The 19,654-nt window shown below is 61.6% G+C and carries 16 protein-coding genes and 1 pseudogene; 14 read left to right on the forward strand and 3 right to left on the reverse strand.

The window, feature by feature from the left end:
- Positions 1-199 precede the first annotated feature (199 nt).
- The gene (gene nac, locus B3229_RS20700; protein ID WP_033749973.1) at positions 200-1,117 is read left to right on the forward strand and encodes a nitrogen assimilation transcriptional regulator NAC; all 918 of its coding nucleotides are present in this window, start codon (positions 200-202) and stop codon (positions 1,115-1,117) included.
- Between the two features lie 89 nt (positions 1,118-1,206).
- Here the strand turns inward: nac and B3229_RS20705 are convergent, their stop codons facing one another.
- Both B3229_RS20705 and B3229_RS20710 read right to left on the reverse strand, forming a co-directional pair.
- Positions 1,207-1,686: an Hcp family type VI secretion system effector gene (locus B3229_RS20705; protein WP_286874031.1), complete on the reverse strand. Its 480-nt coding sequence runs from the start codon at positions 1,684-1,686 to the stop codon at positions 1,207-1,209.
- A gap of 198 nt (positions 1,687-1,884) precedes the next feature.
- Positions 1,885-2,598 (reverse strand): hypothetical protein, encoded by a 714-nt coding sequence (locus B3229_RS20710; RefSeq protein ID WP_048781819.1) that lies wholly within the window; start codon positions 2,596-2,598, stop codon positions 1,885-1,887.
- Positions 2,599-2,848: 250 nt separating this feature from the next.
- Here B3229_RS20710 and cbl point away from each other — a divergent pair, with 250 nt between their 5' ends.
- On the forward strand, positions 2,849-3,808 hold the full coding sequence (gene cbl, locus B3229_RS20715; RefSeq protein WP_033749969.1) for an HTH-type transcriptional regulator Cbl: 960 nt from the start codon (positions 2,849-2,851) through the stop codon (positions 3,806-3,808).
- On the opposite strand, the gene B3229_RS20720 is transcribed toward cbl, so the two are convergent.
- Positions 3,805-4,470: an O-methyltransferase gene (locus B3229_RS20720; protein WP_286874037.1), complete on the reverse strand. Its 666-nt coding sequence runs from the start codon at positions 4,468-4,470 to the stop codon at positions 3,805-3,807. The two genes, cbl and B3229_RS20720, sit on opposite strands and share 4 nt — an antisense overlap.
- A 162-nt stretch (positions 4,471-4,632) precedes the next feature.
- Between B3229_RS20720 and B3229_RS20725 the strand changes: the two genes are divergently transcribed.
- From B3229_RS20725 to gabT, 12 genes and pseudogenes are all read left to right on the forward strand, one after another.
- Positions 4,633-6,093, forward strand: coding sequence for an NAD-dependent succinate-semialdehyde dehydrogenase (locus tag B3229_RS20725; protein ID WP_286874040.1), 1,461 nt, complete (start codon positions 4,633-4,635; stop codon positions 6,091-6,093).
- Between the two features lie 373 nt (positions 6,094-6,466).
- Complete coding sequence (locus B3229_RS20730; protein WP_286874043.1) at positions 6,467-7,936, forward strand: aldehyde dehydrogenase family protein; 1,470 nt, start codon at positions 6,467-6,469, stop codon at positions 7,934-7,936.
- A gap of 28 nt (positions 7,937-7,964) precedes the next feature.
- Positions 7,965-8,633, forward strand: coding sequence for a haloacid dehalogenase type II (locus tag B3229_RS20735; RefSeq protein ID WP_286874045.1), 669 nt, complete (start codon positions 7,965-7,967; stop codon positions 8,631-8,633).
- Positions 8,634-8,643: 10 nt separating this feature from the next.
- Positions 8,644-9,921 carry an NAD(P)/FAD-dependent oxidoreductase gene (locus B3229_RS20740; RefSeq protein WP_286874047.1) on the forward strand — a complete coding sequence of 426 codons (1,278 nt, stop codon included), beginning with the start codon at positions 8,644-8,646 and terminating at the stop codon, positions 9,919-9,921.
- 45 nt (positions 9,922-9,966) lie between these two features.
- Positions 9,967-11,553, forward strand: a complete 1,587-nt coding sequence (locus tag B3229_RS20745) for an ABC transporter substrate-binding protein (RefSeq protein ID WP_286874049.1) — start codon at positions 9,967-9,969, stop codon at positions 11,551-11,553.
- A 24-nt stretch (positions 11,554-11,577) separates the two neighbouring features.
- On the forward strand, positions 11,578-12,534 hold the full coding sequence (locus B3229_RS20750; RefSeq protein ID WP_286874051.1) for an ABC transporter permease: 957 nt from the start codon (positions 11,578-11,580) through the stop codon (positions 12,532-12,534).
- Positions 12,531-13,379 (forward strand): ABC transporter permease, encoded by an 849-nt coding sequence (locus B3229_RS20755; protein ID WP_033749946.1) that lies wholly within the window; start codon positions 12,531-12,533, stop codon positions 13,377-13,379. Before B3229_RS20750 ends, B3229_RS20755 begins: the two co-directional genes overlap by 4 nt.
- Entirely contained in the window at positions 13,376-15,040 is a 1,665-nt protein-coding gene (locus B3229_RS20760; RefSeq protein WP_286874055.1) for an ABC transporter ATP-binding protein, read from the forward strand. Before B3229_RS20755 ends, B3229_RS20760 begins: the two co-directional genes overlap by 4 nt.
- 249 nt (positions 15,041-15,289) lie before the next feature.
- The gene (locus B3229_RS20765) at positions 15,290-16,138 is read left to right on the forward strand and encodes a GNAT family N-acetyltransferase (protein WP_286874058.1); all 849 of its coding nucleotides are present in this window, start codon (positions 15,290-15,292) and stop codon (positions 16,136-16,138) included.
- Complete coding sequence (locus B3229_RS20770; RefSeq protein ID WP_286874061.1) at positions 16,138-17,064, forward strand: 2-hydroxyacid dehydrogenase; 927 nt, start codon at positions 16,138-16,140, stop codon at positions 17,062-17,064. Before B3229_RS20765 ends, B3229_RS20770 begins: the two co-directional genes overlap by 1 nt.
- 5 nt (positions 17,065-17,069) lie before the next feature.
- Positions 17,070-18,204: pseudogene (locus tag B3229_RS20775) on the forward strand (M20 aminoacylase family protein).
- Positions 18,205-18,317: 113 nt separating this feature from the next.
- Positions 18,318-19,634, forward strand: a complete 1,317-nt coding sequence (gabT, locus tag B3229_RS20780) for a 4-aminobutyrate--2-oxoglutarate transaminase (RefSeq protein ID WP_048785673.1) — start codon at positions 18,318-18,320, stop codon at positions 19,632-19,634.
- The last annotated feature ends 20 nt before the right edge of the window (positions 19,635-19,654 follow it).

Consider the following 19,654-nt stretch of genomic DNA (forward strand, 5'->3'; position numbering starts at 1 on the left):
CTAACGCGCCATTCCCGCTGCTTATTAACTCTTAATGGGTAATCAGAAAGGCTTATTTTTCGGGTTGTTAGGATTTTTCTGCAGCAGCCTGACAGCGACTTGAGAAAAAGTGGCCTGCTAATTGCAATTTGTCTCTTACCAGGCCAGCAGGCCACAAGAACAGATGTTATTGGCATTCGGGGAATGTGACGGAGGCAAGATGAACTTAAGACGACTGAAATACTTTGTGAAAATCGTCGATATTGGCAGTTTGACGCAGGCGGCTGAAGTGCTGCACATCGCGCAACCTGCGCTCAGTCAACAGGTCGCCACGCTGGAGAACGAGCTGGATCAGCAGCTGCTGATTCGCACCAAGCGCGGCGTGACGCCGACCGAAGCCGGTAAAATCCTCTATGCACATGCGCGTACGATTTTGCGGCAGTGCGAACAGGCGCAGACGGCGGTAATCAATGCCGGACAGGTGCTGAGCGGTCAGGTCTCCATCGGCATGGCGCCGGGCACGGCGGCCTCTTCGCTGACCATGCCGCTGCTGCAAACGGTGCGCGAGCAGCATCCGGAGATTCTGGTTTATCTGCATGAAAACAGCGGCAGCACGCTTAATGAGAAGGTGATGAACGGCCAGCTTGATATGGCGGTGCTTTACGATCGCGCGCCGACGGCGGGTATCACCAGTTTGCCGCTGATGAAAGAGGAGCTTTATCTGGTCGGCGCTACCGACTGCCCCGGCGGCTCGGTAGATTTAGCCGAGGTAGCGCAGATGAGCCTGTTTTTGCCGCGCGACTACAGCGCGGTGCGCAAGCGGGTAGACGAAGCCTTTTCGCTGCGTCGTCTCAGCGCGCGTATTATCGGCGAAATCGAATCGCTGTCGATGCTGACCGCCGCCGTCGCCAGCGGTATGGGCGTTACGGTGCTGCCGGAGTCCGCCGCACGCGCGCTGGTCGGTTCAACCCAGGCCTGGATGGCGCGCATCAACAGTCCGGCGCTTAATCTGCCGCTGTCGCTGAACGTATCGGCGCGCCTGCCGCTCTCGCCGTCCGCGCAGGCGGTAAAAGATATTTTGCTGTCGCTGCTGAATAAGCCGATGGCGGAAGAGCGGGCGCTGCTGCTGGTAAGTTAAGACTGTCAGGCGGTCCTGCGGGACCGCTTTTGCGCCTTCAGGCAGATTATCGAACAGTGACTGACCCATTGATATGGCAGCCAACCGCCTTAATAGGTTGCTCGCTCATTCCACGAGTCGGTGAACAGAATATTCCCGTCGCAATGCTTCCAGGTAATTTTCTCATAGCGTAACAGAACCGTTTCAAGGTGCGTGCCCGTCTGCGCACCGGGGTAGAGGTCTGGCGTAATAGAGGTCAGCTTTACGCCTTCAAGGATAATATTGAAATATTCCTGCTCTATACCCGCTTCATTAATCTGGTACATTTTTATCGTCGCGGAATGAAGCGTTTTACCCGTGCTTAACGCCCGAAATAGCAGCGGCGTCACGCGATCAAATTCTTTCTGAAACATAATAGGCATATGAACGCGCGTTCCCGTTAATCTGCCGGTGTTGCCATCTACAGGAATATTGACGTTGTGGGTAAATGATTTTAGCTCGATCGCCCCTTCACGGCCTGACACAAGCGACGGCCCCATTATCGGCGAGCCATTTTCATCTGTTAACCATAGGTAAGCTGGATTAGACATAAAATTCCCTTTTAAAGTGATTATTTATCGTATTTATCAAATCTGGCTGTAAACTTCGGCAACAGAATGATAAGCACAATGATTGAAATTATCGTTAAAAGCAGCCAGTATGTTGGGAAAAACTCCAGGTAAAATAAACCAAACCCAATTAGGCTGACCAGAATGAGTCCTTCATTAAAAATGAGCGACAAAAAAGTTTTAAACATGATATTTGCTCTTGATGGCTTTGTACATTTCATCAAAGTTACGATAACGTTCCATCTGCACGTTTTTTATGACTTCAGATAAAACAGGTTCAATAAAGTAATAAAGCATTTCTAATTCAGCGTTATAAAGTATTACATAGTATTTTTCATCCATATATTTCAGCCTGCGGGCTGCAAGAGCACATTTCTGATCTGTTCCAAATACCTGGAATAACCAAACAACGTTAGGCACGCGTGCAGCCAGCCTTTCAACAACTGAACGCGATACAACTTCAGACATGGAGAGCATCTCAGACAGCGCAACAGCCAGGCTTAAACGGGTTGCTTTTCCTGCCGGCATTCTGGCAATGCTTCCTGCAATAGTTGAATTAACAGAGCGCGCCATATCATGCTCGTTGCCATTATCTATATCCTCAATAACCTTTTGAAAATATAGATAAAGCATATGGCCAATTACGTCTCGATATCGGTAAAGAGAGCGAATGGAACAGAGCATTCTCTTGTCTTCGGAATACAATTGCTTGCATACATCGTGATATGCCGGAATCAGGCACGACGCATACCAGCTAGCCCGCTCCACGCCAGAGTAAATATCAGAGCCTATTCCCTTCATTGCCTTCCAGGTGGAGGTCACGCCCTGTTGCGCATAAAGCGCCAGAAGTCTGTCGCTTTGAAACTTCATCTTTAAAACATCGGCAGCCTGCATAATTTATCCCTACTGTTTATATGGTTATCAGGGTATGCGTTGAAGCGTATTGCCTTCAAGCCGCTCTGGCCGTCGCGCGCTCATTTTGTGACCTCGCTAGCGCTAAAGCGTAAAAGAGGCTTCCCGACAGTGCGCATGCCCGCAGCCGTATATTCCCCATGCGCATAAGCACAAAGTTTTTATTATTTGTTGATATCAATAAACCTTCTTACCATCGGAGGTAACAATTTCGTAAAGGGAGGTAAATACCGTGAATTTCCAGCAACTTAAAATCATCCGTGAGGCGGCGCGCTGCGAGTTCAATCTGACGGAAGTGGCAAACACGCTATTTACCTCGCAGTCGGGCGTCAGCCGACATATCCGCGATCTGGAAGATGAACTGGGCGTGGAGATTTTTATTCGCCGCGGCAAGCGCCTGCTGGGCATGACGGAACCGGGCAAAGCGCTGCTGACCATCGCCGAACGCATCCTTGACGAGGCGGGAAAAGTGCGCCGGCTGGCGGACGTTTTTACCAACGAAACCAGCGGCATCCTGACGATCGCCACCACGCACACCCAGGCGCGCTACAGCCTGCCGCGCGTTATCAAGGCGTTTCGCCAGCTCTACCCTAACGTGCGGCTCGAGCTTAACCAGGGATCGCCGCAGGAGATCGTCGCCATGCTGCTGGCAGGCGAAGCGGACGTCGGCATCGCCAGCGAACTGCTGGTGAACAACCCCAGCCTCGCGGCGTTCCCCTGGTTTAGCTGGCATCATGCGCTGCTGGTGCCGAGCGATCACGAACTGGTGCAGCAGCAGCCGGTGTCGCTCAGCACCCTGAGCCGCTACCCGCTGATTACCTATCGCCAGGGCATCACCGGACGCTCGCGCGTCGATCGCGCCTTCCAGAGCGCGGGCCTGAAGCCGGATATCGTGCTGAGCGCCCAGGATTCAGACGTGGTGAAAACCTATGTCGAGCTGGGGCTAGGCGTCGGCATCCTTGCCGATCAGGCGTGCGAAATTCAGCCGGAAGAGGCGCTGGTGCGCATCGATGCGCATCACCTGTTTGACGCCAATACCGTCTGGCTTGGCCTGAAGCGCGGTCAGCTGCAGCGCAACTACGTCTGGCAGTTTATGGAGTTATGCAACGCCAACCTGTCGCTCGAAGAGATTAAACGGCAGGCGCTCTCCTATCAAAGCGAAGAGGAGCCGGCGATTGACTTTCAGATCTAATCCGGCAGCGACTCGACGATGGCCAGCTGCAGGCCATCCCAGCCTTTGCTGCCGACGGTTTGCAGCGCGGTGGCCGTCAGATGCGGATTCTCGCCGATGTCGCGCAGATACTGCCGTAGCCCCTGCACGTTTTCATCCGTGGACTGCGAGTCGACAATCCGCCCGCTGCGCACCACGTTATCGCCGATAATCACGCTGCCGACGCGCGCCAGCTTTAGCGCCCAGCGCAGGTAGTGTGGATTATTGCGCTTATCGGCATCGATAAAGATCATATCAAACGGTCCCTGCAGCGTTGGCAAACTCTCCAGCGCTGGCCCCACCAGCAGTTCGACTTTATCCGTCACGCCCGCCTCGGCGAAATTCTCGCGCGCCACCTGTGCATGCTGCGGCGAAAACTCCAGCGTAACGATGTTGCCGTTCTCCGGCAGCGCGCGCGCCAGCCACAGCGTGCTGTAGCCGCCCAGCGTGCCGATCTCCAGAATGCGCGAGGCGTTCATCATGCGCGCCAGCAGGTAGAGCAGCTTGCCCTGGTTGGCCGCTACGTCAATCGGCGGCAGACCGGCGGCCGCGTTGCGCGCCAGCGCCGACGAGAGCGCCGCATCCGGTTTGACCAGCGTCTGAGTGAAGTAGTCATCGACCGCTCGCCACATATGATCGCTCATGGTTATCTCCTTGTTTAAAAACTGAGCATAGCAGCCGCGCGGCATAAAATTTTCTTTCCGCGCGCAAAACTCGCCATTTAAGGTTTCTGCCCGGCGAGAAAAACATCCTGCGCTGAGGCGACGCGATAGAGTGGAAGAAAACCGATTAAACAGGGGAGTGAGATGTCGCGTCTTCAACTAAAGGATTCCGATCTGCTGCGCCAGCAGGCGCTGTTCGGCGGTCGCTGGCAGGATGCAGACAACGGCGAAACCCTGCCGGTGATCGATCCCGCCACCCGTGAAACCCTGGCGACCATTCCGGCGCTGGGCCGTGCAGAGACCGAAGCCGCTATCGCCTGCGCCGATGCGGCGCGCATCGCCTGGGGCAAAACCCCCAACGCCAGCCGCGCCGCGCTGCTGGAGAAGTGGCATCAGCTGATCCTCGACAACGCCGAGGATCTGGCCACCATCATGACCGCCGAGCAGGGCAAGCCGCTGGCTGAAGCGAAGGGCGAAGTGCTGTACGGTGCCAGCTTTGTCAAATGGTTCGCCGAAGAGGCGCGCCGTATCTACGGCGATACTATTCCGGCGCCGAGCGAGGATCGCCGCATACTGGTGCTGAAGCAGTCGGTCGGCGTGGCGGCGGCCATCACGCCGTGGAACTTTCCCATCGCCATGATCACCCGCAAAGTCGCTCCTGCGCTGGCGGCAGGCTGTCCGATTATCGTGAAGCCGTCGGAGCTGACGCCGCTGTCGGCGCTGGCGCTGGCGGTGCTGGCGGAGCGCGCGGGCTTTCCGGCCGGCGTGCTGCAGGTGGTGACCGGCCTGCCGACGGAGATTGGCGCGGCGCTGACCGGCAGCCGTCTGGTGCGCAAGATCTCCTTTACCGGCTCAACGCGCATCGGCCAGCTGCTGATGCAGCAGAGCGCCGATAGCGTGAAACGTCTGAGCCTGGAGCTGGGCGGCAACGCGCCGTTTATCGTCTTCGACGACGCCGATATCGATATCGCGGTGGCGGGGGTGATGGTCAGCAAATTCCGCAACGCCGGACAGACCTGCGTCTGCGCCAACCGTATTCTGGTGCAGCGCGGCATCTATCCCCGCTTCGCGGCGAAGCTGCTCGAGGCTGTCGCTACGCTCAAGGTGGGCGACGGCTTTGCGCCCGGCAGCACTATCGGCCCGTTGATCAACGACCGCGCGGTAGAAAAAGTTAACGACCACATCGAGGATGCGCTGGGCCAGGGCGCGGAGCTGCTGACCGGCGGCACCAGCCACGGCAACGGCACATACGTGCAGCCGACGGTGCTCGGCAGGGTCACGACCCAGATGCGTATCGCCCATGAAGAGACGTTCGGGCCGGTGGCGCCGCTGTTTATCTTCGACGAGGAAGAGGAGGCGATCGCGATGGCCAACGATACGCCCTATGGGCTGGGCGCCTATTTCTTCACGGAAAATATTCGCCGCGCATGGCGCGTCGCCGAATCGCTGGAATTTGGCATGGTCGGCTTTAATACCGGCGCCATCTCATTAGAGGTCGCACCGTTCGGCGGCGTAAAATTATCGGGAATAGGTCGGGAAGGGTCGCGCTATGGCATTGAAGAATATCTGGAGCAGAAAGCGTTTCATATTGGCAGCCTGAATTAATTCGCTTTTTACATAATTTTCTGATGCAGGCGTTTGTCGCACCCGCGACAAACGCTTTTTTTATTTTGTGCGCTATGTCGTGTTTTTATCGTCGCTGGCCATTTTAGTGCAAGTTTCATGCGCGATGCACCACGGCAATGCATGAAATTTGTGAGCTAAATCATCTGTTTATTGGTTCGGCAATTACGCAAAATTTCCGCTTTCAATACGGCAGAAAATTTTTTTGCGCAGTTTTAAACGCATTTTTATTTTTTAGCTGGCTGGCATACTTTCTGCATTACCTTTTGTCATGAGCTTATTCACGCTGAATATAAGCCCTGCCAGCGCGCTAATTCCATAATGGTTGACGGGTGTAACAAATAAGGATTTATCCATGTTAAGTTTCGACCCTGAAAAAGTTTCGCTTCCTGTCGGCCACTATATTGACGGCCATCACATTCAGACCCAGGGCGCGGCGTTCGCGGTAAAACGCCCGTCGGACGGCAAAGTCTACGCCACGCTGCATGAGGCTGACGCAGCCGACGTCGATCGCGCGGTGCAGGCGGCACATCAGGCGCTGAAAACCAGCGGCTGGTCGGGTTGCGCGCCGCGCGAACGCGGCCGGGTGCTGCGCCGCTGGGCCGATCTTATCGAGCAGGACAGCCTGCTGGCGCAGCTGGAGGCGCTCGGCTCCACGCGTCCCATCGGCGACGTAGCGCAGCATGAAATTCCGTTTACCGCCGAAGCGATCCGCTTCTACGCCGAGTGCGCCGACAAGTACAGTGGCGATCTCTTCCCGACCCGCGACAGCAGCCTCGGCATGCTGATAGCGGAGCCGTACGGCGTGGTCGGCGCCATTACGCCGTGGAATTTCCCGCTGTCGATGGCGTCGTGGAAGTGCGGTCCGGCGCTGGCGGCGGGCAATGCGGTGGTGCTCAAACCCTCTGAACTGACGCCGTTCTCAACGGTGCGCATGGCGGAGCTGGCGGTGCAGGCCGGTTTGCCGGCGGGCGTGCTCAACATCGTACAGGGCAGCGGCGCGGTGACCGGCCACGCGCTAGTGACCCATCCGCTGGTGCGCAAAGTCTCTTTTACCGGCTCGACTCTGACCGGCGCGCGCATTATGAGCGACGTGGCGCAGCACGGCATGAAGCCAGTAACGCTGGAGCTGGGCGGCAAAAGCCCGCAGCTGGTGTTTGACGACGCGGGCGACATCGAGGTGCTGGCGCAGCGCATCCTGCGCGGCTTTACCGCTAACGGCGGCCAGGCGTGCGTCGCGGGCACCCGTCTTATCGTGCAGCGCGCCATCGCCGCGCCGTTGCTCGACCGGCTCGCCGCGCTGTGCCGCAGCGTGCAGCCCGGCGCGACCTGGCACGGCGACAGCCGCTACGCGCCGCTGATCGACGAACGCCAGGGACAAAAAGTCGCGTCGGTGATCGCCGCCGCGAAAGCGCAGGGCGCGGAAGTGCTGGTCGGCGGCGAGCGTTTCGCCGACACCAGCGACGGCTGGTTCTGGCAGCCCACGCTGCTGTGCGGCGTGGCGCAGGATAACCCGGCGGTGCAGCAGGAGATCTTCGGCCCGGTGCTGACGGTGCAGACCTTCGACGACGAAGAAGAGGGGCTGCGGCTGGCGGCGCACGAGATTTACGGCCTGTGCGCGGGCGTGCATACCCTGAGCCTGCCGCGCGCCATGCGGGCGATACGCGCCATCGAGGCGGGCACCGTGTGGGTCAACCGCTACGGCCGCTCCGGCGATTTCATCATTCCCACCGGCGGCTTTCTCGGCTCCGGCATCGGCAAAGATTTGGGGCGGCAGGCGTTTCAGGCCTGTCAGCGCCAGAAAAGCGTACTCATCGATTTTTAACCTTCCCTGATCAAGACGAGGTCGCGTCATGGCACTGTTTAAACCGAAATTCATCACCTTTGACTGTTACGGCACGCTGATTAACTTCGACATGGCAGGCGCCGCGGCGCGCTGTTTTAGCGAGCGCGTGGCGGCAGAGGAGATGCAGGCCTTCACCACCGATTTCTCTCGCTACCGCATGGATGAAGTGCTGGGCGCCTGGAAGCCTTACTACGATGTGGTGAGCAACGCGATACAGCGCACCTGCAAAAAGTGGGGCGTCGCGTGGGACAAGGCGGACAGCGACTTTATCTACACCGACTGCGCCACCTGGGGCCCGCACCCCGACGTGCCGGCCGGGCTGGCGAAACTGGCGACCGAGTTCCCACTGGTGCTGCTCAGCAACTCAATGAAGGATCTGCTGCCGCACCATATTCCGCGGCTGGGCGCGCCGATCCATCTGGCGATTACCGCCGAAGAGGTGGGGGCTTACAAACCGCAGATGAAAGGCTTCGAATATATGCTGCAGCAGCTCGACTGTCGGCCCGAGGAGATCCTGCACGTCTCCTCCAGCTTCCGCTACGACCTGATGACGGCGCACGATCTTGGCATCACCCATAAAGCCTGGGTTAATCGCGGCCATGAACCGGCTAATCCTTACTACGGCTATACCGAAATCCCTGACATCGGCGGACTGCCCGCCCTGGTCGGACTCTGAGGATCGCGCTATGAAACTCGAATCGTTCTGGCAGGCCACCGCGCCGCCGTTTCACGGCGCGGCGGAAGGTTCGCTGCCGTCGCGCGCCGACGTGGTGGTGATCGGCGGCGGCTTTACCGGCGTCTCGGCGGCGCTGAACCTGGCGCGCAGCGGCCTCGACGTGGTGCTGCTGGAGGGCGGCGAGGTGATGAGCCAGGCCTCGGCGCGCAACGGCGGCCACTGCAATACCGGCGTGGCGCAGAACTTCGCCTCGCTGGTGGCGAGCCAGGGCATCGAGAAAGCTACGCGCTTCTACCGCGCCTACGACGACGCGGTGAGCTACGTCGAACAGCTGGTGCGCGACGAGCAGATCGACTGCGATTTTCGCCTGTGCGGCAAGCTCAAGCTTGCCAGCAAGGCGTCCCATTTCGCCGGGCTGCGCGAGGCCTGGGAGCTGATGCGCCGCACTGTGGACCCGGAGATTGAGCTGCTCGACCAGACGGCTATCCGCCGCGAAGTCGGCAGCGACGCCTTTCACGGCGGCCTGCTGCAAAAGCGCGGCGGCCAGATGCATATGGGCAAGTTTGGCATCGGGCTGGCGGAAGCGGCGGCGCGCAGCGGCGCGAAGATTTTCCCGCACCACGCGGTGACCGGCTTAACCCGCCTTGACGGCTACCGTCACCGGGTGCAGACCGCCAGAGGCGAGATCCTCGCCGATAAAGTGCTGATGGCGACCGGCTGCTCCAACGTCGGACCTTTTCGCTGGTTCCAGCGCCGCATCGTGCCGGTGGGCAGCTTTATCGTGGTCACGGCGCCGCTGGGCGACGCGCTGATCCGCCAGGTGTTGCCGCAGGATCGCACCTACGTCACCTCGCTCAACCTCGGCAACTACTTCCGTACCACCGCTGACCGTCGGCTGGTGTTCGGCGGCCGCGCGCGCTTTGCGGTCAGCAACCCTACCTCCGATTCGCGCAGCGGCGAAATTCTGCAGGCGACGCTGGCCAGCCTCTTTCCGCCGCTGGCGCAGGCGAGCATCGACTACTGCTGGGGCGGCATGGTGGATATGTCCGCCGATCGGCTGCCGCATGCGGGCGAACATGACGGCGTCTTCTACTCCATGGGCTACAGCGGACACGGCACCCAGATGTCGGTATGGATGGGCGCGGTGATGGCGGATCTGATCGCTGAAAAAAGCAACCGCAACCCCTGGCAGCGCGACGCCTGGCCCGCGCTGCCCGGTTATCACGGCAAGCCGTGGTTTTTGCCGCTGGCCGGACTCTATTACAAAGCCAAAGATCGTTTCTCTTGATGCTTGCATTCCAGGTGAACTTAAACGCTTATTGAGGGTACGCAGATGAGTCAAAATGATAATAACGCGCTGACGCGCATGCTGACCGAAGGCACGCTGTCGCGCCGCGGCCTGATGAAAATGCTCTCCGCCGGCGCGGTGATGAGCAGCGGCATTATCGGTTTTCCGCAGCTGGGTTTCGCCGCCGAAACGCCGGTGAAAGGCGGCAAAATCCGCGCCGCCATGTCCAACGCCTCCGCCACCGATACCCTTGATCCCGCCAAAGCCAACAACAGCGGCGACTATACCCGCCAGTGTATGTTCTACAACGGGCTGACCGAACTGGATAAAGATCTCAAAGCGCTGCCGGCGCTGGCGGCGTCGCTCGACTCCAGCGACGGCGTCACCTGGCAGATCAAGCTGCGCAGCGGCGTGACCTTCCACGACGGCAAGCCGCTTACCGCGAAAGATGTGGTCTACTCGCTTAGCCGACACAAAGATGCGGCCGTCGCCTCGAACGCCTTTAAAATTGCCGAGCAGTTTAAGACCATCAGCGCCGTTAACGACAACGAAGTGCAGCTGGTGCTGAGCCAGGCGAACTTCGATCTGCCCTATATCCTCGCCGCGCCGCCGTTTTTGATCGTACAGGACGGCACTAAAGACTTCACCAAAGGCATCGGCACCGGGCCTTACGTCTGCAAGGAATTTACCCCAGGCGTGCGCTCGGTAGGCACGAAAAACCCCAACTACTTTAAGCCGGGCCTGCCGCATCTCGACGAGGTGGAGCTGCTGGGCGTTACTGACCAGGCGGCGCGCGTCAACGCCCTGATGTCGGGCGATCTGCATATCGTCTCGACCCTGAGCGCCAACGACTGCAAGCGCATCAAGGCCACCAGCGATTTCGGCGTGCTGGAGAGCAAATCGGGCATGTACACCAACCTGATCGTGCGCACCGATATCAAGCCCGGCAGCAACGAAGATTTCGTGCTGGCGCTGAAATATCTGCAGCCGCGCGAGATGCTGGTGAAAACCGTGCTGCAGGGCTACGGCGACGTCAGCAACGATACGCCGGTGCCGCCGTGGCATCCGCTCTACAACGCCGAGCTGAAGCCGCGTCCGCTTGACGTAGAGAAGGCAAAATTCCACATCGAAAAGGCGGGCATGAAGGGCGCGACGGTGGAGATCGTCACCACGCCGAACATCGAAGGCGCGGTTGAGGGCGGCCAGCTGATCCAGCAGGTGGCGCGCAACGCCGGCATCAACATCAAGGTGCGCCGCGTGCCCTATGACGGCTACTGGTCGACGCACTGGACCAAAGATCCGGTGGGCTACGGCTCTATCAACCCGCGTCCGACGCTCGATATGCTCTTCTCGCAGTTCTACCTCTCCGGCGCGCCCAACAACGAGTCGGGCTGGAAGAACGCGCAGTTCGACCAGCTGGTGGTGGCGGCGCGCGGCGAGCGGGAGCAGGCGAAGCGCAAGCAGATGTACGGCGATATGCAGAAGCTGATCTACGACCACTGCGGCACCATTATCCCGACGTTTATCAGCTCCACCGACGGCTACAGCAAAAAGGTGAAGGGCGTTGAAGCCTGGCCCTCCGGCATGATGATGGGCTATCGCTTTCACGAATTCGCCTGGCTGTCCGCTTAACCCTCTCGACCCTGGAGAACGCCGATGAACCGATACATGCTGTTCCTGATCGCCCGGCGCACCGGCGCCGGCATCCTGACGTTGCTGATCGTCTCGGTGGTGGTGTTCTTTATCACCAGCCTGCTGCCGGGCGACGCGGCGCAGATGATCCTTGGGCAAAACGCCACGCCGGAGACGGTGGCGGCGCTGCGCGCCCAGCTCGGGCTGGATCAGCCGCTGCTGCTGCGCTATTTCAGCTGGCTGGGCGGCATGCTGCAGGGCGACTTCGGCACCTCGTTCGCCAGCCACCTGCCGGTGATGCAGCTGGTGGCGCAGCGTATTCCCGCCACCTTTGAGCTGGCGGCGATCACTACGCTGATCTGCGTGCCGCTGGCGCTGCTGATCGGCATAACGGCGGCGATGACGCGCGGTTCGCTGCTGGATCGCGTGCTGGTGATCGGCACCATGGCGACGGTGGCGGTGCCGGAGTTTCTGGTGGCGACGGTGGCGGTGCTCATCTTCGCCGTGAAGCTGCACTGGGTGTCGGCTATGTCCTTCGGCTCGCCCAATATGGATCTGGTCAGCTATCTGAAAGCCTACGCGCTGCCGGTGCTGACGCTCTGCTGCGTGCTGGTGGCGCAGATGGCGCGCATGACGCGCGCCGCTATTATCAACCAGCTCGACAGCCCCTGGCTGGAGATGGCGCTGCTGAAAGGCGTTTCGCCGCTGCGCGCCGTGCTGCGCCACGCCTTGCCCAACGCGGTCGGCCCTATCGCCAACGCCATTTCGCTCAGCCTCTCCTATCTGTTCGGCGGCGTCATCATTATCGAAACCATTTTCAGCTATCCCGGCCTCGCCAGCCAGCTGGTGGATGCGGTCAGCAACCGCGACCTGCCGGTGGTGCAGTTCTGCGTGATGCTGTTCGCCGGCTGCTATCTGCTGCTGCTGCTGCTGGCCGACGTGCTGACCATCGCCTTCAACCCGAAATGGAGAAGCGCATGAATACCTTACTTCCCGTTCGTTTCTTTCAGTCGCTGTCGATCTCCGGGCGGCTCGGCCTGACGGTATCCATTTTCTGGCTGCTGATGGCGCTGTTCGGCAACCAGCTGGCGCCGCACAACGTCGAAGATATCGGCGGCGGCCCGCTGTTCGGCGGCTTTACCGCCGACAACTGGCTCGGCACCGACGCGCTGGGGCGCGATATTCTCAGCCGCATTCTCTACGGCGCGAAGTTCTCTATCGGCCTGGCGCTGGGCGCGGCGATCGGCGCCAGCCTGATTGGCACGCTGCTGGCGCTGCTGGCGGCGGTGACCGGCCGCTGGCTGGAGGAGATCCTCGGCCGTGTCAACGACGCCATGCTGGTGCTGCCGGGCAAGGTGCTGTCGCTGATGATCGTGGCGGTTTTCGGCTCGTCGCTGCCGATGCTGCTGCTTACCGCCATCTTCACCTACTGGCCGGGCGCGTTCCGCATCGCTTTCGCCATGGCGGGCAGCCTGCGCAATATGGACTACGTGCGCGCCTCGCGGCTGCGCGGCGAAAGCCGCTGGTACGTCGCCATTCACGATATTCTGCCCAATATGGTGCATCCGATGCTGGCGGATTTCGGACTGCGCTTCGTCTATATCGTGCTGCTGCTGAGCGGCCTGAGCTTTCTCGGCCTCGGCGTCCAGCCGCCCTATGCTGACTGGGGCACCCTGGTGCGCGAAAACATTCAGGGGCTGTTTGATGGCTCGCCGGCGGTGCTGATGCCTGCGCTGGCCATCGCCAGCCTGACCATCGGCGCCAACCTGTTTATCGATAGCCTGCAACAGATGCGTCCGCTGACGCTGGCGAAGGAGGGCGTATGAACGTGATGCCGCATACCGCAATGCCGGTGATCTCGGTGGAAAAGCTGCGCGTCACGGCGCAGAGCGACAGGGGCGATCCGATCGATCTGGTGTCGGATATCCGCTTTACCGTGCAGAAAGGGGAAGTGCTCGCCCTGATCGGCGAATCGGGATCGGGAAAAACCACCATCGCCATGGCGCTGATGGGCTATGCCCGTCCCGGCTGCCGCATCGCCGAGGGCAATATTCACGTGGCGGGCGTCGACGTTAACAGCCTCAGCCCGCAGCAGCTGCGCGAATTTCGCGGCAACAAAGTCGCCTATATCGCCCAGAGCGCCGCCGCCTCGTTTAACCCCGGCATGAAGATTATCGATCAGGTGATCGAGCCGGTGGTGATCCACGGCACCATGACGCGCAAAGCGGCGAAAGCCAAAGCGGTGGCGCTGTTCCGCGAGCTGGCGCTGCCCAACCCCGACACCATCGGCGATCGCTGGCCGCATCAGGTGTCCGGCGGGCAGCTGCAGCGCCTGATGACCGCGATGGCGCTGATCGGCGATCCCGACGTGGTGATCCTCGATGAGCCGACCACCGCACTCGACGTCACTACCCAGGTGGAAGTGCTGAAGGCCTTTCGCCGCGTGGTGGCGCAGCGCGGCGTCACCGCCATCTACGTCAGCCACGATCTGGCGGTGGTGGCGCAGATGGCGGACCGCATTCTGGTGCTGCTGCGCGGCCAGATCGCCGAGTACGGCACCACCGAACGGCTGATCGGCGCGCCGCAGGCGGACTACACGCGGCTGCTGATGGACGCGGCGCGGCAGCAAGAGCGCCCCAGCCCGTGGCGCGAGGAGAGCGGCGAGCTGCAGCCGCTGCTGGAGGTGCGCGACCTCAGCGCCGGCTACGGCCCGCGCGGCAGCGACGGCCAGCCGAAAATCCGCATTCTGGAGGAGATCAACCTCAGGCTGTGGAAAGGGCAGGCGATCGGCATTATTGGCGAGTCAGGATCGGGCAAAACCACCCTGGCGCACGCCATCGCCGGGCTCAACGCGCCCTGTCACGGCCATATCCTGTTTAACGGCCACTATATCGCCGGCGATATGCACAAGCGGCCTGACAACGAGCTGCGCCGCATTCAGTATGTGTTTCAGATGGCGGATACCGCGCTCAATCCGGCGCACAGCGTCGAGCGCATCCTGTCGCGGCCGCTGGCGCTGTTTCACGGCCTGCGCGGCCAGGCGCTGACCCAGCGGCTGCATCAGCTGCTCGATCTGGTGAAGCTGCCGCGCAGCGTGCTGTGGCGGCGGCCCTGGGCGCTCTCTGGCGGGCAGAAGCAGCGCGTCAACCTGGCGCGCGCGCTGGCGGCGGAGCCGGATCTGATCCTGTGCGACGAAGTGACCTCGGCGCTCGACACCGTGGTCGCGGCGGCGGTGCTGGATCTTATCAGCGAGCTACGGCGCGAGCTGGGCCTGTCGGTGCTGTTTATCAGCCACGATATGCACGCGGTGCGCGCGGTGTGCGACAACATCGTGGTGATGAAGTCGGGACGCATCGTCACCCAGCTGGCGCGGGAAGATTACGACAAGCCCACCAGCGAGCTCTACTTCGAGCGCCTGAAGCGCGCGGTGCCGGAGCTGCGGCAGGGGTGGCTGGATGAGCACGAAGAGATTTTAAAGGCGGAATAGGGCTATCTTGCTTGCCATATTGTCCCCGGGCAGTGCGCGCCATCCTCACGTATTTTAGTACGCTCCGGTGGCTGTGCGCTGGCCGTGAACAATCTGGCTGCGCAGATAACGCCCTCATCTACGCGACGCGCAGCGAGGCGGATATCGCCGCCAGCGACGCGCCGATCGTCGACCCTACACCTTATCGCTACAGCCGTCTGGTCGACGGCAGCGCACTTGAAACGCCAGGCATGATGTAAGGAGCAACGCATGACCACTACTTTTCGCGCCATGAACGCGCACGATATCGAATCCTGCTACGCCATGACGCAGCAGCTGAAGTGGCCGCACCGCCGCGAGGACTGGCAGCAGGCGCTGGCCTTCGGCGAGGGCGTCGTGATAGAGGAGCAGGGCAGGCTGCTCGGCAGCGCCATCCTCTGGCGCTGGGGCGAACGCGCCGCCACCATCGGACTGGTGATCGTGGATGGCCAGCAGCAGGGGCGCGGGCTGGGCAAGCAGCTGATGCTGACGCTGCTGGAAAAAGTGCCCGACTATAACGTGCGGCTGCACGCCACCGAGATGGGCAAAGGGCTGTATGAAAAGCTCGGCTTTGTGACGACCGGGCAGATACTCCAGCATCAGACGCGTGCGCTGGAGGCGGTGCCGCCCGTGGCTATCCCGACGGGATTAACGCCGCGCCGCGCGCAGGCGCAGGATGCGTCTTCCCTCACCGCCCTCGACCAGCAGGCGCACGGCATGCTGCGTCCGCAGCTGATCGATCACCTGATTAACCAGCATCAGACGGTACTGCTGCAGAATGCGCAGGGCGAAATCCGCGCTTTCGCCAGCCTGCGCCGCTTCGGCCACGGCTGGGCGATTGGGCCGGTTATCGCGCCGGATTTCCCGACAGCGCAGGCGCTGGTCGCCTCGCTGATGCAGGGCCTGCGCGGCGAATTTGTCCGTATCGACACCGACGGCGCGCTGCCGCTGGCCCCCTGGCTCGCCACGCTCGGCCTGGCGCAGGTAGATAATCCTACCACCATGGTGCGCGGCACGCCCTGGACGCCGCCAGCGGGCGGCATGCAGGCGTTCGGCCTGATGACCCAGGCGATGGCCTGATGCATATCCTCTATAAATCGGATCCCCAGCGCGGCGCGCTGTGGCAGCAGTGGCTGGCGCAGCATGCGCCCGATATTCAGCTGCATCTCTGGCCCGAAACCGGCGACCGGCTGGAAGTAGAGATGCTGATCGCCTGGCAGCCACCGGAGAGGCTGCTGGAAACCTTTCCTGGCCTGAAAGCGCTGCTGTCGGTAGGGGCGGGCGCGGACCAGTTCGATCTCGCCGCCTTGCCGCCTGACCTGCCGGTGGTGCGCATGATCGAGCCGGGACTGACGCAGGGCATGGTGGAGTACGTGACCTTTGCGGTGCTCGGCATCCATCGCGATATGGTGCGCTACCTGCAACAGCAGCGCGAAGCGCGCTGGCAGGCGCACAGCGTTACGCCCGCCGCCGCGCGCCGGGTCGGCGTCATGGGGCTGGGCGAGCTGGGCCAGGCGGCGCTACGCCAGCTGGTCTCGCTTGGTTTCGACTGCGCAGGCTGGAGCCGGACGTCGCGCCAGCTCGACGGCGTGCGGTGCTTTCACGGCGCAGCGCAGCTGGGCGACTTTCTGGCGCGCTGCGACATTCTGGTCTGCTTGCTGCCGTTAACGGCGGAGACGCGCGGCCTGCTTAACCGCGATCTGTTTGCGCAGCTGCCGCCCGGCGCGGCGCTGGTGCAGGCGGGACGCGGCGCCCAGCTTAATCATGCCGATCTGCTGGCGGCGCTCGACAGCGGTCGGCTCGGCGCGGCGGTGATCGACGTCACCGATCCCGAACCGCTGCCGCCGTCGCATCCTTTCTGGCGTCATCCCGCTATCTGGCTGACGCCGCACATCGCCAGCCAGACGCAAAACGAGAGCGCCGTCGCCGCGCTGCTGGAAAACCTGCGTCGCTATCAGCGCGGCGAGCCGATGATCGGCCTTATCGACCGTACGCGAGGTTACTGATGAACATTGACGCTCTTGTCGCGCTGCGGCGCGATCTGCACGCCCACCCGGAACTCGGCTACCAGGAAACGCGCACCAGCGACATCGTGGCGCGCTTTCTGCAGCAGCTCGGTCTGGAGGTCTATCGCGATATCGGTCAAACCGGCGTGGTCGGCGTGCTGAAGCGCGGCGACAGTCCGCGCGTTATCGGTCTGCGCGCCGATATGGACGCGCTGCCGATGCAGGATCAGGGCGACGCGCCCTGGAAAAGCAGGACGGAAAATGTCTGTCACGCCTGCGGCCACGACGGCCATACCGTGATGCTGCTCGGCGCGGCGCAGCAGCTGGCCGCAGCCGAGGATCTCGACGGCACCCTCTGCTTTATCTTTCAGCCGGCGGAAGAGGGGCTGGCGGGCGCGAAGGCGATGATCGACGACGGCTTGTTCAGCCGCTTTCCCTGCGAGGCGGTCTACGCGCTGCACAACTGGCCGGAACTGCCGCTCGGCGAGGTGCAGACCCGTCCCGGTGCCATTATGGCGGCGGCGGATCGTTTCGATATTACCGTGAAGGGTGGCGGCGGCCATGCCGCGCAGCCGCATCTGACGCGCGACACGCTGCTGGCGGCCAGCGAGCTGGTGGTGCAGCTTAATACGCTGGTGGCGCGCGCCATCGATCCCTGCGAGGCGGCGCTGCTGAGCGTGACGCGCATACAGGGCGGCTTTTCGCACAATATGATCCCGGCGGAAGCGTCGATTACCGGCACGGTGCGCACCTTTAGCCCGACGGCGCAGGCGATACTCGAAGCGCGGCTGCGTGAGATGGCGCAGCACGTCACCGCCGCGCACGGACTGCAGGCGGAGGTGAGCTATCTGCGTTACTACCCGGCCACGGTAAATAGCGAGGCGGAGGCGAATCTCGCCTTAGCGGCGCTCAGCGAGGCGGGATTCAGCGCCAGCGTCGCGCGGCAGCCCGCGCTTACCTCGGAGGATTTCGCCTTTATGCTGCAGGCGAAACCCGGCGCCTATCTCTGGATCGGCTCCGCGCCTTCGCGGCCGCTGCACCACTCCGCCTATGACTTCAACGACGCGCTGATCCCTTACGGCGTGCGCGCGTGGACGGCGCTCGCCCGACGCGCGCTGCGTTAAGAAATTTCCCTGCTGAAAGGGCACGGATTTTAACAGGATATGCCGCAGCACTACCCATAACGGCAGCATGCGAAACCAGTGGGTTGCGATACTTGAGCCAACCGAACGTTACGTGGATGAGGTATAAAAATGCAGAATGTCATGGCCGAACAACAGACCTATTCAGACAACAGTTTGCTGCTGAACGCGCGCGAGCAGAATGTGCCGCGCGGCGTGGTGACCGCCCATCCGCTGGTGATTGAGCGCGCCAGGGGCAGCGAAGTCTGGGACGTCGAGGGCAACCGCTATCTCGACTTCGTCGGCGGTATCGGCGTGCTCAACGTCGGGCACAACCATCCGGCGGTGGTCAATGCGGTAACGCGTCAGCTGGGCCTGGTCTCCCACGCCTGTTTTCAGGTGGTGGCCTATCCGGGCTATATCGAGCTGGCGCAGCGGCTTAATCAGCTGGTCGGCGGCGAGGAAGCCTACAAGAGCGTCTTCTTTACCAGCGGCGCAGAGGCGGTAGAGAACGCGGTTAAGATCGCCCGCGCGCACACCAATCGCTCCGGCGTGATCGCTTTCGACGGCGCCTTTCACGGGCGTACGCTGCTGGGCGTGACCTTGACCGGTATGAGCCAGCCCTATAAGCAGAATTTTGGCCCGTTCCCGGCGGATATCTATCGCCTGCCGTTTCCTAATCCGCTGCACGGCGTAACGGAAGTAGACTGCCTGAAGGCGCTGGATCAGCTTTTCGCCGTGCAGATCGCGCCGGAGCGCGTGGCGGCGATCATTATCGAACCGGTGCAGGGCGACGGCGGCTTCCTGCCGGCCGGTCCGGCGTTTATGCAGGCGCTGCGCCGCATTACCGAGCAGCACGGCATCGTGCTGATCTGCGATGAAGTGCAGACCGGCTTTGGCCGCACCGGCAAGATGTTCGCCTTCCAGCACCTTAATATCAAACCCGATCTGGTGACGGTCGCCAAAAGCCTCGGCGGCGGCCTGCCGATCTCCGGCGTGGTGGGCAAGGCGGCGATCATGGACGCGCCGACGCCGGGCGGGCTGGGCGGCACCTACGGCGGCAACGCGCTGGGCTGCGCGGCGGCGCTGGCGGTGCTCGATTTGCTGGAGCACGACAACCTGCTGGCGCGCGCGAATGCGCTTGGCGAACAGCTGCTGGCGCGGCTACAGCTGCTGGCGGAGAAGTACGCCTGCATCGGCGACGTGCGCGGCCTCGGCTTTATGCTGGCGGTGGAGATCCTCGACTTCGAAACCGGCAAGCCTGACGCCGCGCTGACGCAGAAGATCCTCGACAGCGCCTGTCAGGAAGGGCTGCTGCTGATCAAATGCGGCGTTCAGCGCAATGTGGTGCGCTTCCTGGCGCCGCTGGTTACCACGGATTCACAGCTGGAGGAGGCGCTGCATATCTTCGATATTGCGCTGGCGCGCGCCACCGGCCGTCTGGGCTGACGCTATCTTCCTCATTGATA

The organism is Pantoea sp. UBA5035 (genome assembly GCF_002415245.1).
GTDB classification, from domain to species: domain Bacteria; phylum Pseudomonadota; class Gammaproteobacteria; order Enterobacterales; family Enterobacteriaceae; genus Pantoea; species Pantoea septica.